Origin of the sequence: Nocardia sp. NPDC046763, from assembly GCF_040645495.1 — a bacterium.
Taxonomy (GTDB): Bacteria; Actinomycetota; Actinomycetes; order Mycobacteriales; family Mycobacteriaceae; genus Nocardia.
Genome location: NZ_JBEYYI010000010.1, coordinates 111,833 through 125,394 on the forward strand (window position 1 = coordinate 111,833; position 13,562 = coordinate 125,394).

Here is a 13,562-nt window from a genome sequence, read left to right on the forward strand (position 1 = left end):
GGCTCCATAGACCTGTGACTTGCCGCTGAGGAAGGATAGCAAGCTGGCTAGAGTAGCCAGTCATGCAGATTTTTCGGGGGGCCGCCCTGGTCGCGCTGCTGCTCGCAGTGGCGGGTGTGGCGGCGCCGGCCGCGGTGGCGCAGCCGGCCGGTGTGGATATCACCGCCGAGGTGAATCTGGGCGACGACGGTCTGCTGCGGATCACCGAAACCGTGAAAGTGCCCGAGGGCGGCGAGTTTCGGCAGGTGCTGCCGCTGCGGGTGCAGGTGGGCTCGGCCGTGCAGCGCAATTTTCAGGTGACCGACGTGTCCGCCGACGGAGACGGCGATGCCAAGGTCGCCGACGACCAGTTCACCATCGAGGCCCGGCCGGGTTCGGCGACCTTCAAGTACACGGTGCACAACACCGTCAGTGACGCTTCGGGCGCGCAGGTGTTCCAGTGGACCGGGGTGCTGAATACCGATGTGGCGTCGATCAATGCGACGGTGTCGAGCCCCAGTTTCCGCATGGGCATCACCAGGTGCACGGTGGGCCCGCCCGGAAATCCCCAGGACTGCGCGGATATTCGCGTGGAGCCGGACGGGTTCGCGCATCTGGAGAAGACCGACCTGCACAAGGGCGACATCCTGGATGTGACCTTGCAGCTGCCGCCGAGCACGGTCAAGGCGAATGCCGATGTGCGCGACGACAATGCGCCCGGCGCTTTCTCGCCGACCGGTCCGGTGTTCGCCGCGTTCGGCGTGCTGCTGGCGGCGCTGGCGGCGGCGGCCGGGTACGTGGTGTGGTCGCGGCGGTCCGCGCCGGCGGGCACCGAGGTGCTCGATCCGCTGGTGCGCGCGGGCGCCCATGTCCAGTTCACCTCGCCCGACGGGATGCTGCCGAGCACGGCCGGGCTGCTGCTCGATGGCCACGCCGATGTGCCCGATATGGCGTCGACCGTGGTGGATCTGGCGGTCCGCAACTATCTGTGGGTGAGCGCTGTCGGCGATTCGGATTGGCGTTTCTCCCGGGTGAATCCGCCCGACGAGCAGCTGACCGGCTACGAGCGCGCGGTGTACGCGGCGGTGATTCCGGAGGGCGTCGAGTCGGTGCTGCTGTCCGAGCGCAAGGGCCGGGTGGATGCGAGCGCGGTGCGGGCGGCGCTGATCGGGGATGCGGTGGCCGCCGGGGTGTTCATCGACCGGACCCGCCGGGGTTTCGAGTTCTGGCTCGGCGTCGCGCTGATCCTGCTGGGGGTCATCGCGACCGTGGCGCTGGCCTTCGGCCCGCAGCGGCACGCCCTGGTCGGGGCGGCCATCGCGCTCGGCGGGGTGGCGGCGCTGCTGCTGCCGCGTTATCTGCCCGCCCGCACGGCGCTGGGCCGGGAGCTGACCGGTCGGGTCCAGGCCATGCAGCGCGGACTGGACGCGGTTGCGCCGCACCGCATTCCGGCCGCCGATCAGGAGCTGGTGTTCTCCCGTGCGCTGCCGTTCCTGGTGGCCGCGCGCCGCGGGGACCAGTGGGTGCGCACCTTCCGCGAGCTGGATCCGACGGCGGACGGGAGCCCGGGCCTGTACTGGTTCGGCGGTTTCGAGGGCGACCGCGCGCTGCAGCGTTTCGGCGCGCACTTCCCGTACTTCATCACGGCCGTCGAAGGGTTGTTCCGGACCGCCGGCCAGCGCTGACCCGCTCGGAACGACCGATGCGCTGGTGGCGGGCCTGCAGCGCGCGTCGGGCGTAGGCGCGCACATCTGCATCGCTGTCCGCGCGGGCGGATTCGAGGGCGGCCAGGGCGGCGGCGGATTCCGGCCAGGTGCTGAGGGTCAGCACCGCGGCCTTGCGGATGTCGGGATGGATATCGGCGAGGGCCCGGCTCAGCGGTTCGACCGCTCGATCCGGTCCGACCGCGGCCAGGCCGCGGGCTGCGCCTTCCCGGATCTGCCACGCCGAATCACCCAGTGCGGCGGTCAGCGCCGTGGCGTCGGAGTCGGCGCCCAGTCGCGACAGCGCGGTGAAGGCGGCCGCCCGGACCAGCGGGTCGCGGTCCGCGGTGAGGGCGCGGACGGTGTCGCCGCCGCCGCGTCCGATGGTGGCCAGGCCGCGCGCGGCGGCAATCCTGACCTCGCGATTGTCGTCGTGGGCGGCCGTGGTCAGAGCGGTCCAGTCGTCCAGGGAGACCAGGGCGTGCACGGCCTGGATGCGGACGCGGTGGTCGGCGTCGACGGCGGCCTCGGCGAAGAGCGCCGCCGAGCCGGACCGCAGGGCGCGCAGCAGATCCACCACCGCGGCGCGCACGATCGGGTCCGGGGAATCGGCGTGCGGCACGAGACCGGTTGCGGCGGGCAGGATTTCGGCTAGTTCCCGCAGGCCGGACACGGCGGCCGAGCGCACTTCGGCGTCCTCGTCCGCGAGCGCCGCGATCAATTGGTCGGCGAATCCGTCCGGCGTGTGCTCGGTGAGGACCGCCAGGGCGGTGGCGCGGACCCGGGGATCCGCGTCGGAGAGGAACGGCAGCAACCCCGGGATACCGGGTGCGTCGAGGCTCAGCAGTAACGCGATCCGGGGTGCCACAACGTCTTTCGTCACGATGCCCGCGGCCGCGGTGTGGGAGCGCAGCTGCGCCCCGAGGTTGGGCGGGGTGCCGATGAGGGCGGGCTGATCCACCGGGATGACGGCGTCGTCGGTGCCGGGCAGGTCGTCCAACCCGGGCACCGGAACGAAATATGGTGCGACCGGACGCTTCAGGAATTCCATCCGGCCATCGGCGGTCTTGCGCAGGTTGAGGTGGTACCGCCATTCGACGTCGTCGCGTTCCGGCAGGTCGGCGCGCTCATGGTAGAGACCCCAGCGGGATTCGGTGCGGGTGAGCGAGGAACGGGCGGCCATGTCGGCGCAGTCGCGAATGAAGGTGACCTCGGCGCAACGCATGAGCTCGTGCGGAGTGCGTGCGCCCATGGCGGTGAGATCATCGAGCATGCGGTCGAAGGTCTCGATGGCCAGGGAGAGTTTGGCGGCCGTCTTGGGCGGGGCCACATAGTCGTTCACGAACCGCCGCAGTTTGTATTCGACCTGCTGCTGTGGCGGCCCGTCGGGATTGCGCAGCGGACGGTAGACGAGTTCGTGGGCGGCGGCGAGCTGGTCGGCGGGCAGCTCGGCGGGAGCGGTGACCTCGCTCAGGGTGGATGCGGCGTGCGTACCGGCCAGGTCGCCGTAGACGAACGCGCCGATCATGTAGTTGTGCGGGACGCAGGCCAGATCACCGGCGGCGTAGAGGCCGGGCACGGTGGTGCGGGCGTGTTCGTCGACCCAGACGCCGGAGGCGGAATGCCCGCTGCACAAACCGATTTCGGAGATATGCATCTCGATGTCGTGGGTGCGGTAGTCATGGCCGCGATTGGCGTGGAAGGTGCCGCGGGTGGGGCGTTCGGTGGTGTGCAGGATGCCCTCGAGGGCGTCGAGGGTCTCCTCGGGCAGGTGTGAGACCTTGAGATAGATGGGGCCGCGCGCGGATTCGATCTCCCGCTTCACCTCGGACATCATCTGACCGGACCAATAGTCCGAGTCCACGAAGCGCTCGCCGAGGGCATTGACCTGGTACCCGCCGAACGGATTGGCCACATACGCGCAGGCCGGGCCGTTGTAATCCTTGATGAGCGGGTTGATCTGGAAGCATTCGATGCCCGAGAGCTCCGCGCCCGCGTGGTAGGCCATGGCGTAGCCGTCGCCGGCATTGGTGGGGTTCTCGTAGGTGCCGTAGAGGTACCCGGAGGCGGGCAGCCCGAGGCGGCCGCACGGTCCGGTGGCCAGAATGACGGCCTTCGCGCCGACCGCGACGAATTCACCGGTGCGCGTGTTCAAGGCGGCCGCGCCGACGGCACGCCCGTTCTCGGTGAGCACCCGCACCGGCATCAGCCGGTTCTCGATTCCGATGCGCTCGCGCATCTTCCGCTGCCGCAGCACTCGGTACAGCGCCTTCTTCACGTCCTTGCCCTCCGGCATGGGCAGCACGTACGACCCGGACCGGTGCACCCGGCGCACGGCGTATTCGCCGTAGGCGTCCTTCTCGAATTTCACGCCATAGCGTTCGAGCCGCTGCACCATGGCGAAGCCGCGGGTGGCGGTCTGATAGATGGTGCGCTGGTTGACGATGCCGTCATTGGCGCGGGTGATCTCGGCGACGTAGTCCTCGGGTTCGGCCTTGCCGGGAATGACGGCATTGTTGACGCCGTCCATGCCCATGGCCAGCGCGCCGGAGTGGCGGACGTGCGCCTTCTCCAGCAGCAGTATGTTCGCGCCCGCTTCGGCGGCGGTGAGCGCGGCCATGGTGCCGGCGGTGCCGCCGCCGATCACCAGCACGTCGCAGTCGAGGCGGGTGGTGTCGGCGAGATCGGGGATGTCCATCAGGCGGGTACCTCCGTGAGATCGCCCGAATAGTCCAGGGCGGTGATGATTTCGGCACGCAGGCCGGTGCGGTCCACACCGAGTTCGCGTGGGCGGGGGACGTCGAGGACGGCGCGCAGCGGTTCCCCGGCGCGGCCCAGGACGGCGATCCGGTCGCCGAGCGACAGCGCCTCGTCCACGTCGTGGGTGACGAAGACGATGGTGGTGGGGTGTGTGCGCCAGGTGTCGATCAGCAGGCGCTGCATGGTGTTTCGCGTCTGGGTGTCGAGGGCGCCGAACGGTTCGTCCATCATGACCGCGCGGGGTGCGCCGGCCAGGCCGCGGGCGAGTTGCACGCGCTGGCGCATGCCGCCGGACAGCGACTTGGGCAGGAATCCGGCGAAGTCGCTGAGGCCGATCTCCTCGATCCAGCGGTCGGCCAGGGCGCGACGGCCCGCGCGGGGTTCGCCCCGGAGTTTCAGCGCCAGTTCGATATTGGCGCGCACGCTCTTCCACGGCAGTAGGGCGTTGTCCTGGAAGACGACGGCGCGGTCGCGGTCGGTGCCGGTCACCTCGACGTCGTCGGCCAGCACCCGGCCGGCGTCGGGGCGCAGCAGCCCGGCCAGGGCGCGCAGCACCGTGGACTTGCCGCAGCCGGAGGGGCCGGTGAGGATCAGGATCTCGCCGGGGAGCACCTGCAGCGACAGGTCGGTGATGACCGGGGCGCCGGTGTAGGACAGGCACAGCCGGTCCAGGGTCAAACCGATTCCAGCGGTGCTCATTTCGCCGTCTCCTGTCCGCGCGGCAGCCAGTGGGTGACGCGCCGCCCGAGCAGTTCCACGGCGGCGGAGGTGGTGTAGCCGAGTACGCCGATGGTGATGATGCCGACGAAGACGCCCGGGTAGTCGACGATGGTGTACGCCTGCCAGGTCCGGTAACCGACACCCAGCCGGCCCGAGATCATCTCGGCCGAGACCACGCAGATCCAGGCCACGCCGATGCCGACCGACAGGCCGCTGAACACGCCCGGCAGGCTGCCGGGCAGCACCACTCGCCAGAGCACGTCCCAGCGGGTGCCGCCCTGGGTGCGCACCGATTCCTCCCAGATGGTCGGCAGGGCGCGCACCGCGTGCCGGGTGGCGACCATGACCGGGAAGTAGGCGGCCAGGAAGGTGATGAACACGATGCCGGCCTCGTCGTCCGGGAACAGCAGGATGGCGACGGGCACGATGGCGATGGCCGGGATGGGCCGCGCGAGTTCGGTGAGCGGACCGAGGATATCGGCGAACCAGCGCGAACGGCCCAGTGCCACACCGCTGCTCACGCCGAGCACGGCGGCCAGGCCGAAGCCGGTGAGGATACGGACGAGTGACTGGCCGAGGTCGAGATAGTAGGTGTCGGTAGCCAACTGGTGCCGGAACGCGAGCACGATCTGGGTGGCGGTGGGCAGGGTGTCGAACCGCACCCAGAGCCGGATGTGCTGCGAAGTCAGGAACTGCCAGACCCCGATCGCGACCACGACCGACAGGATGCGGATCAGCCGTGAGAACCACACCGCCCGCCCGGCCCGCGCTCGGGCCGGCGCGGCCGCGGGTTCGGGGACGGTGAGTGACGCTTGGCGGGGAACGACGGCGGTGGCACTCATGACAGCACCGCCCCTGCCGTGCCCGACGCGCTCACTGCCGCACCTCATTCACCGCTTCGTCGTAGCCGACGGTCTTGCCGCTCGGGTGCTGCGCCAGGTAGCGCTGCACGGCCCCAGGCGTGGAGAACGGCAGGTAGCTGTCACCGTCGTGCACCCACAGCGCCTTGTCCGCGAACCAGCGGGTGCCGAGCTCGGCGTCGGGTACGTACGCGGCGCGCACCGTCTTGCCCTGTGCACGAGCCTGTTTCACCGCGCGCAGCAGGCTGGTGGGGTCGGCGGCGGGCTGGGTGGTGTCCTGGCCGGCCAACCAGATCTCGCTCGCGAGTGCGGGATTCGCGGCGGGACGGTCGGCGACCGGGTCGGTACCGGTGATGGGCGCCGGGTTGGCGGTATTGGCCAGTGCGGCCTCGTAGTTCAGGCCGCGTTCCTGGTAGACCTGCTTCAGGGCGGTCGGATCGACGAACTTGTCGATGTCGAAGTCGGCGAAGTCGCCGATCGACTTCAGGTACGGCACATCGCCTTTGAAGGCGCTGACCAGCGCGGGTTTCACCGTGGTGTCGAAGGAGGTTCCGCCCGGCCCGTTGTAGAAGTATACGACTTCCTGGGGCAGCCCGGTGTCATCGGCGACGATCTTCGCCGCTTCCAAGGGGTGCTGGTGGATGAAATCGGTCGCGTCCAGCTGGGCCTGTAGGAAGGCATCGAGTACCTCCGGGTGCTGCGCGGCGTAGTCGCGGCGGGCCACCACGCCGTGGAAGGTGGGCACGTTCAGCTCCGCGCCGTCGTAGAGGAGTTTGGCCTTGTTCTGGAAGACCAGCAGGCCGGGCCAGGCCACGAACTGCGACACCGCCGCGACCTGACCGGATTCCAGTGCCGAGGAACCGATCTGGGGCTGCTGGTTGAGGACCTCCACCCCGTTCTTGGGGTCGATGCCCGCGCGGGTCAGCGCCTGCACCAGCGTGCCGTGGCCGGCCGAGCCGACACTGGCCGAAACCTTCTGCCCGGCCAGGTCCTTGATGGACTGCGCCTTGGAGTCGGGCCCGACCACCACCATGTTCAACGCGCCCTTGGGGTGGTAGCCGGTGATGGAGACCAGCTCGGTCCTCGACCGCTCATTGGCCTGGGTGCGGGAGCCGTTGATCAGCAGCGGATAGTCGCCCATGGAGCCGATGTCGATCTTCTCCGCGACCATCTGCGCGGTGATGGGCGCGCCGGTGTCGTAGTCCTGCCACTCGACCTGATACTTGTGGCCGCTCAGGGCGTTCAAGCGCTGTTCCAGAAAGCCCCTGGCCTTCAACAAGGTTCCGGCGGTGACGGTATTGATGGTCTTCGATTGGTAGCCGATGACGACCTTGACGGTGTCACCGCCACTGGTGCTCTCGAGCGAGCAGCCGGACGCGGTCAGGGCGAGGGCGGCGGCCAGGGCGGCCGTGGCAAGGCGGGTGGGGCGGTTCTCACGAAGGGTCGACAGCATGGGTTTCCTCAACGCAGCAGGTAGGGCATGTTGACGGTGACGGCGCCGGTGGGACAGCGGGCCGCGCAGGGGCCGCAGTACCAGCACTCGTCGACGTGCATGTACGCCTTGCCGTTGTCCGGGTTGATCGCCAGCGAGTCCAACGGGCAGATCTCGACGCACAGCGTGCAGCCCTGGATGCACTGCGATTCGTCGATGGTCACGGGCACGTCGGCCCGGTGCTCGACCACAGCCATCTAGATCAACCTCCAGTCGGTGCCGGCTTCGGCACCCGGTGAGCGCTCCGGTGGCCGGATCAGGCTGCCGCGCATGGTGATCCGATCCCCGCGCATGCGGATGTATTCCAGGTCGACCGGGCGGCCGTCCTCGAGCTTGGTGAGCCGCTCGAGCAGCAGCAGCGCGCCGCCCTCCGGCATCTGCAGGGTCATGGCCGAGTGGGCGTCGGCGGTGATGGCCTCGAGCGCGAGATCGGCGGAACCGAGTGGGCCGCCACTGATCTGCTCGATGAGGGCGAAGACGTCATTGGTCTCGAGATCGCGGGTGACGACCGCGTCGCCGATGTCGGGGGCCAGATAGGTGAGGTCCAGGCTCAGCGGCAGGTCGCCGAGGTACCGCAGGCGCTCGATATAGACGGCCTGTTCGCCGGGTTCGAGCCGCAGCTTGCGGGCGACCGCGGGCGGCGGCAGGAGCCGCCGGGCCGCGCGCACCTCATTGCGGACCTCGCCGTGCCCGCGCAGCGTCTCCTTCAGACCGAGCAGGGCGTCGAGTCCGTGGTCGTACTTGCGCTGGGCGACATGGGTGCCGACCTTCGGGGCGCGTTCGATCAGGCCCTCGTCCTTGAGCAGGGCGAGGGCGTCGCGGATCGTGTTCCGCGACACCGCGAATTCGGCGGCCAGCTCGTGTTCCGGAGACAGCGCGCCCTCGAACGCGCCCGCGTGGATCTGCTGACGCAGCACATCGGCCACCTGACGGGCACGATCGGCCCGGCGCAGGGGTGCGCGCAGCGGTACCGGTTCCGGCGACACCTCGACTCCTCTCAACGCCTTTGACCTGTGGTTTCAGAACTGTAAAGGCGATGCGGGAGGGCACCGGGGCACGCACGGGAGGGTCGTGCGGGCGGTGCGTTTCTACGCCGCCCGGCCGCGCGCGCGGCCTGCCGAAATGCCGGCGATTCCAGCTATTGCGCCACCTCGGCCCAGGGTGGGGGACTTGGAATCACGCTGAGCGGAATGCGTGCACCGAACCTGGGTCCGGAGTGGGTCGGGACAGGCCCGTTTTCTCGAGATGCGGGACGGCAACGTGGCGTGCACCACATTTTCCATCGGCTGTGCACGGTGCGTTCGGTGGCGTGAAATATCAACCAGTACAAAAGATTCGGCCACACGGGAAGTTGTTCGGAGGGTTTGCAGCCGCAGCGCGCCGACAGGCCCGAGGCTGCCGGGGCGGACGCGCGCGCCTTCCGTTCGCCGTGATCTCAATGATACTTTGATCCTATGTCTGCCAGTCGCCCTCTCTCCGCGCCGCGGGTCACCTACGTGACCATCGCGCTGGGCGTTCGGCTGCCGCGGCAACGGGAACTGTGTTGTCCCTGCCGTTGCGCAGCCGAGTTCTGACCTGGATCATTCAAGCATCACTCACCCGGATCCGGGTTCCTCGCTGCACCGCTGATTCCTCCATGTAGGCATTCGTCCCCCTGTCGGCAGGCGGGACCGCAGCAAGGATTGCGAAAAATGTCCAGCCCCACGCTCGAACGTCCCCATACAGCCGTCTCCACTGCGACCGCACGACTGGCTCCGGCCCGCCCGGCGGTGCCACCGGAGCTGCGCATCACCGACAATCCGGCGGCCGCCGTGCTGCGTGCCGCCACCCGCGGACCCATCTTTCGCGATATCGCCGCGCAGTCCACAGGTCTGAGCATCGCCACCGTGAATCGCCAAGTGTCCGCGCTGCTTTCGGCCGGACTGCTGCGAGAGCGCGCCGATCTGACCGCCTCCGGCGCGGTGGGCCGCCCACGGGTGCCGTTCGAGGTCGATACCGACACGTACGTGACGCTGGGTGTGCACATCGGCTTCACCGTCACCCGCATCGTGGCCGCGGACCTGTCCGGCCGCATTCTGGGCGGACTCGAAATCGCCACGCCCCAAACGGGTCAGGACGCGGCGCTGACCATAGTGGCCCGCAGCGCCAAGGCGTTCCTGGACCGGCTGCCGCGGCGGCGGCCGCTGTGGACCGGCGTGGCGCTGGCCGGGCGGGTGGATCCTGCCGCGGGCGTGGTGGACCATCCCCGCCTGGGCTGGCAGGCCGCGCCGGTGGCGGCGGTCTTCAGCAGCGTACTGGATCTGCCGGTCTCGGTGTCCGCGCACGTCGAGGCGATGGCCGCGGCGGAGCTGTTGCTCACCCCGCGCGAGCCGGGCGACGAGGCGCGACCGGGCAGCAGCCTGTTCGTCTACGCCCGCGAAACCGCCGGTGTGGCAGTGACATTGCACGATCGGGTGCACACGCCCGCCAACGGCCCCGGCTCGATCGCGCACCTGCCGACCGGGTCGGAGGTGGATTGCACCTGCGGCCGGCGCGGCTGCCTGGAGGCCGCCATCGGTGAGCGCGCTCTGCTGGAGCGCGCGGTGCGCAAGGGCGTGCTGCCCAAGCCGGAGGCCCCGCGCCGCCCGGCGATCACCGATCTGTACCGGGCCGCGGACTCGGGCAATGCCGCCGCCCGCGACCTGCTCATCGAGCGGGCCGAAATCCTGGGCCGCACCGCGGCTCTGGTTCGCGACATGTTCAATCCGGACCGGGTGGTGCTGGGCGGTCAGGCCTTCACCGGCTGGCGGCCGGGCATGGAGCGGGTCGCCAAGGCCTTCGCGGAGTCGACCACCCTGCCGGCGGCGGATCTGCGGATCAGCCGATTCGGCGGGCGGGTGCAGGAATTCGCGGCGGCGGTGACCTCGGTGAGCGTGTTCTATGCCGATCCGCTGTCGGCCATGCGCCGGGCCACCCGGGCCCGCTAGCCCGATACGACGAAATCCCCGCCGGTGCGTCCGGCGGGGATTTCTTCGTGGCCGAAGGGGATCGGGCCGGACGGTCCACGGTCCGGCCCGACCCCCGGTCCCGCACGCACGCGAGGCCCTTGCGCGCGCTGCGGGTTTCCCCGCCGCCCGCCCCGGAGTCCCCTTCCGGGCGGGCGGCGGTGGTCTCAGGCGGCGCGCACCTGTGGGGACAGCCCCCACTCGCGAGCCAGCAGGCGGTGAGAGTTCACCCGGTCCTCGTAGTCGAAAGTGACACTGGTGATGAGGATTTCGTCGGCCCCCGTGAGCCGCTGCAAGGCGCGCAGACGTTCGGCGACGATGGCCGGGGAGCCGACGAACTGGGTGGTGACCCGGTCGTCGACGAGGCGTCGCTGCTGGTCGGACAGTGGCGGAGCGGTGTCGGGATCGAGGTATTCCGCCGCGCCCGCACCGCTGCGGATGCTGTAGACCCAGTGCCCGTAGGTGGCGGCCAGGTGCTGAGCGGTGGCATCGTCCGCGGCGACCACCACATCGGCGGAGACCACCAGGTAGGGACGTGGGAAGCGGGCGGACGGGCGGAAGGCCGCGCGGTAGGCCTCGACCGTCTCCACGACGGTGCCCGGCGAGACGTGATAGTTCGCCGCGAACGGCAGGCCCAATCGCCCTGCCAGCTGGGCACTTTCACCGCCGCTGCTGCCGAACAGCCAGGGCTGCACGTCGGCGCCCTCACCGGGGACGGCGTGCAGGTCGATGCCGTCGGGCGTGACATAGGTGCCATCGAGCAGCGCGAGAATCTCCGGGATCTGTTCGGGGTAGGGCAGCGGTTGCGCGCCCGGCAGGTGCAGCGCGCCCAAACCCGCTCGCACCCTGGAGAAGTCGAGCAGCTGGCCGGGGTAGAACGGGGGCGGGATGACCACGCCGTCGCGGACCTCGGTGGGGCGATCTGGCGCGGGCACCGGAGGCACACCCGCCGACCGCACCTGGTCCCCACGGTGACCGGAGCGTCCCAGCCCCAGATCCAGGCGGCCCGGGTAGAGGGCGTCGATGGTGCCGAAGGCCTCGACCACCGAGATCGAGGTGTGGTGCCCGAGCTGCACGGCCGCCGATCCGACGCGAATGGATTCGGTTGCGGCGGCGATCAATCCGATGAGGGTGGTCGGCGCGGCGCCGGCCACCTTCACGAAGTGATGCTCGGCGACCCAGAACCGGTGGTAGCCGAGCCGTTCGGCCTGCCGGGCCAGGTCGATGCTGTTGCGCACCGCCTGCTGCGGTGTGGAGCCCGCGCTGATCGGCGCCAGATCCAGGACGGATAGCGGAATGGTCATGCGGTGTGCTCCTTCCGCGGATCCTGTTCGCCTGCTTCGACGGCCAGCGGCAGCCGGTTCCCGGCCGGGGCGACCGGGCAGGTGGCGTAGTCGGTGAACGCGCAGGGCAGATTGACCGCGCGATTGAAGTCGAGGAGCACGGTGCCGTCGGCGGCGGGCCGGGACAGGTCCAGCCGCCGGGCGCCGCCGTAGGTGGTGACGCCGCTGGTGGCGTCGGTGAAGAGCACATGCAGGCCGACCGTCTGGTTGCCGAAGACGATGAGCGGCCGCTGCTGGCCGTCCAATTCGACGGTCACGGTTCCGGTGGCGGTGTGGTGGTGTTCGAGGCCCTCGACCACCGCGCCCGTGGTGACCACGCGGGCCACCTCGAAGGGTTCGAACCGGCCGGCCACGACCCAGGCCGGATCCGGCCGGTAGACCGGGATCTCGCTGAAGGCCGCCAGGGTCGGCGACGCGGGATCGTGGACGCGCAGCGCGAACTGTCCGGTCCGCCGGATCACCTCGATGACACGGTCACCGGTGTGGACCTCGAGGCCAGGTGCGCCCTCGCCCGGGGTGAGCACCGCCGAACCGGCGAGTGCCGCGCCGTTCAGCAGCAACTGCCCGGCCTCCTCGGATTCGACTGTCACATGGACGTTCTCGCCGTCTGCGCGCCAGCGGCCGGGCAGGCCGTCGACGGTCTCGTAGTGTCCCCCGAGCCAGTGCAGGCCGGTCAGGCTGAGCCAGCCCAGCGGTTGGCGGGCCCAGGCGGCGCGTTCGCCGCGGAACGTGGCCCACTGCTGGTCGAATTCGGTGGCGGTGGCGGTCATGAGGCGCGGACTCCTTGGGTGCCGTGGTGGGGGTGGCGCAGGCCCAGGTGGTCACGCAAGGTCGCGCCGGTGTACTCGGTGCGGAAGCTGCCCAGGGACTGCAGTTCCGGGACGACCTTCTCGACGAACTCGTCGAGACCGGTCGGTGTGAGATGCGGGACCAGCACGAAGCCGTCGGCGGCATCGGACTGGACGTAGTGGTCGATCTCGGCCGCCACCTGCCGGGGCGTGCCCACGAACTGCTGGCGGGCGGTGGTGGCGATGATGAGCTCGCGTATGGAGAGCTTCTCGGCCTCGGCCCTGGCCCGCCACGCCTCGGCGATGGCGCGCGGATCGCGGGCGTGCCGGACCCTGCCGCGGGTGATGTTCACATCCTCGGCCGGATCGATGTCCGGCAGCGGTCCGTCCGGATCGTAGGCGGAAAGGTCACGGCCCCAGACCTGTTCGAGGAAGGAGATGGCGGTCTGCGGCGTCACCTGCTGCCGGCGGATATGGTTGGCGCGTTCGGCCGCCTCGGCCGCGGTGTCGCCGAGCACGAACCCGGCCGCGGGCAGGATCTTCAGATCGTCGCGACCGCGGCCGTACTTGGCGAGCCGGTCCTTCACATCCCGGTAGAAGCGCTGCCCGTCCTCGAGCTCGCCGTGCGCGCTGAAGATGACATCGGCCTTCGCGGCGGCGAATTCGCGGCCCTCGTCGGAGTCGCCGGCCTGGATCTGCACCGGACGACCCTGCGGACTGCGCGGCAGCACCAACCGGCCGTCGATCTCGAACTGATCGCTGCTGAAGTGGACCTCCGGCACCGGCCGGGCGAAGACCCCGCGCTCCCGGTCGATCACGAGGGCGTCAGCGGGCCAGCTGTCCCACAGCGCGCGGGTGGCGTCGACCACCTCGTGCGCGCGGGTGTAGCGCTTGGCGTGCTCCAGATAGCCGCCGCGCCTGCCCAGCAGCAGC

General features: G+C 70.0%; 10 protein-coding genes and 1 pseudogene. 2 read left to right on the forward strand and 9 right to left on the reverse strand.

Annotated elements, in window-relative coordinates; translation table 11 throughout:
• Nucleotides 1-62 precede the first annotated feature (62 nt).
• On the forward strand, nucleotides 63-1,664 hold the full coding sequence (locus tag ABZ909_RS18255) for a DUF2207 domain-containing protein (RefSeq protein WP_357000763.1): 1,602 nt from the start codon (nucleotides 63-65) through the stop codon (nucleotides 1,662-1,664).
• On the opposite strand, the gene ABZ909_RS18260 is transcribed toward ABZ909_RS18255, so the two are convergent.
• Genes ABZ909_RS18260 through ABZ909_RS18285 form a run of 6 tightly spaced genes read right to left on the reverse strand, consistent with a single transcriptional unit; the run spans nucleotide 1,621 to nucleotide 8,500 of the window.
• On the reverse strand, nucleotides 1,621-4,380 hold the full coding sequence (locus ABZ909_RS18260) for a fumarate reductase/succinate dehydrogenase flavoprotein subunit (RefSeq protein WP_357000766.1): 2,760 nt from the start codon (nucleotides 4,378-4,380) through the stop codon (nucleotides 1,621-1,623). The two genes, ABZ909_RS18255 and ABZ909_RS18260, sit on opposite strands and share 44 nt — an antisense overlap.
• The gene (locus ABZ909_RS18265) at nucleotides 4,380-5,141 is read right to left on the reverse strand and encodes an ABC transporter ATP-binding protein (protein WP_357000768.1); all 762 of its coding nucleotides are present in this window, start codon (nucleotides 5,139-5,141) and stop codon (nucleotides 4,380-4,382) included. Before ABZ909_RS18265 ends, ABZ909_RS18260 begins: the two co-directional genes overlap by 1 nt.
• A complete protein-coding gene (locus ABZ909_RS18270) occupies nucleotides 5,138-6,004 on the reverse strand; it encodes an ABC transporter permease (RefSeq protein WP_357000771.1) in 867 nt (288 codons plus the stop codon). Before ABZ909_RS18270 ends, ABZ909_RS18265 begins: the two co-directional genes overlap by 4 nt.
• 31 nt (nucleotides 6,005-6,035) lie before the next feature.
• Complete coding sequence (locus tag ABZ909_RS18275) at nucleotides 6,036-7,475, reverse strand: ABC transporter substrate-binding protein (RefSeq protein ID WP_357000774.1); 1,440 nt, start codon at nucleotides 7,473-7,475, stop codon at nucleotides 6,036-6,038.
• 8 nt (nucleotides 7,476-7,483) lie between these two features.
• Nucleotides 7,484-7,711 (reverse strand): ferredoxin family protein, encoded by a 228-nt coding sequence (locus tag ABZ909_RS18280; protein WP_357000776.1) that lies wholly within the window; start codon nucleotides 7,709-7,711, stop codon nucleotides 7,484-7,486.
• Nucleotides 7,712-8,500: a GntR family transcriptional regulator gene (locus ABZ909_RS18285; RefSeq protein WP_357000779.1), complete on the reverse strand. Its 789-nt coding sequence runs from the start codon at nucleotides 8,498-8,500 to the stop codon at nucleotides 7,712-7,714.
• Between the two features lie 705 nt (nucleotides 8,501-9,205).
• Between ABZ909_RS18285 and ABZ909_RS18290 the strand changes: the two genes are divergently transcribed.
• Nucleotides 9,206-10,480 (forward strand): ROK family protein, encoded by a 1,275-nt coding sequence (locus ABZ909_RS18290; RefSeq protein WP_357000781.1) that lies wholly within the window; start codon nucleotides 9,206-9,208, stop codon nucleotides 10,478-10,480.
• Nucleotides 10,481-10,665: 185 nt separating this feature from the next.
• Here the strand turns inward: ABZ909_RS18290 and ABZ909_RS18295 are convergent, their stop codons facing one another.
• The 3 genes and pseudogenes from ABZ909_RS18295 to ABZ909_RS18305 form a co-directional block, all read right to left on the reverse strand.
• Complete coding sequence (locus ABZ909_RS18295; RefSeq protein ID WP_357000784.1) at nucleotides 10,666-11,802, reverse strand: LLM class flavin-dependent oxidoreductase; 1,137 nt, start codon at nucleotides 11,800-11,802, stop codon at nucleotides 10,666-10,668.
• Nucleotides 11,799-12,611, reverse strand: a complete 813-nt coding sequence (locus tag ABZ909_RS18300; RefSeq protein WP_357000786.1) for a DUF1684 domain-containing protein — start codon at nucleotides 12,609-12,611, stop codon at nucleotides 11,799-11,801. Before ABZ909_RS18300 ends, ABZ909_RS18295 begins: the two co-directional genes overlap by 4 nt.
• Nucleotides 12,608-13,549 (reverse strand): annotated as a pseudogene (locus ABZ909_RS18305) (LLM class flavin-dependent oxidoreductase); the annotation flags it as partial. The gene ABZ909_RS18300 and the pseudogene ABZ909_RS18305, both read right to left, overlap by 4 nt.
• Nucleotides 13,550-13,562 lie beyond the last annotated feature (13 nt).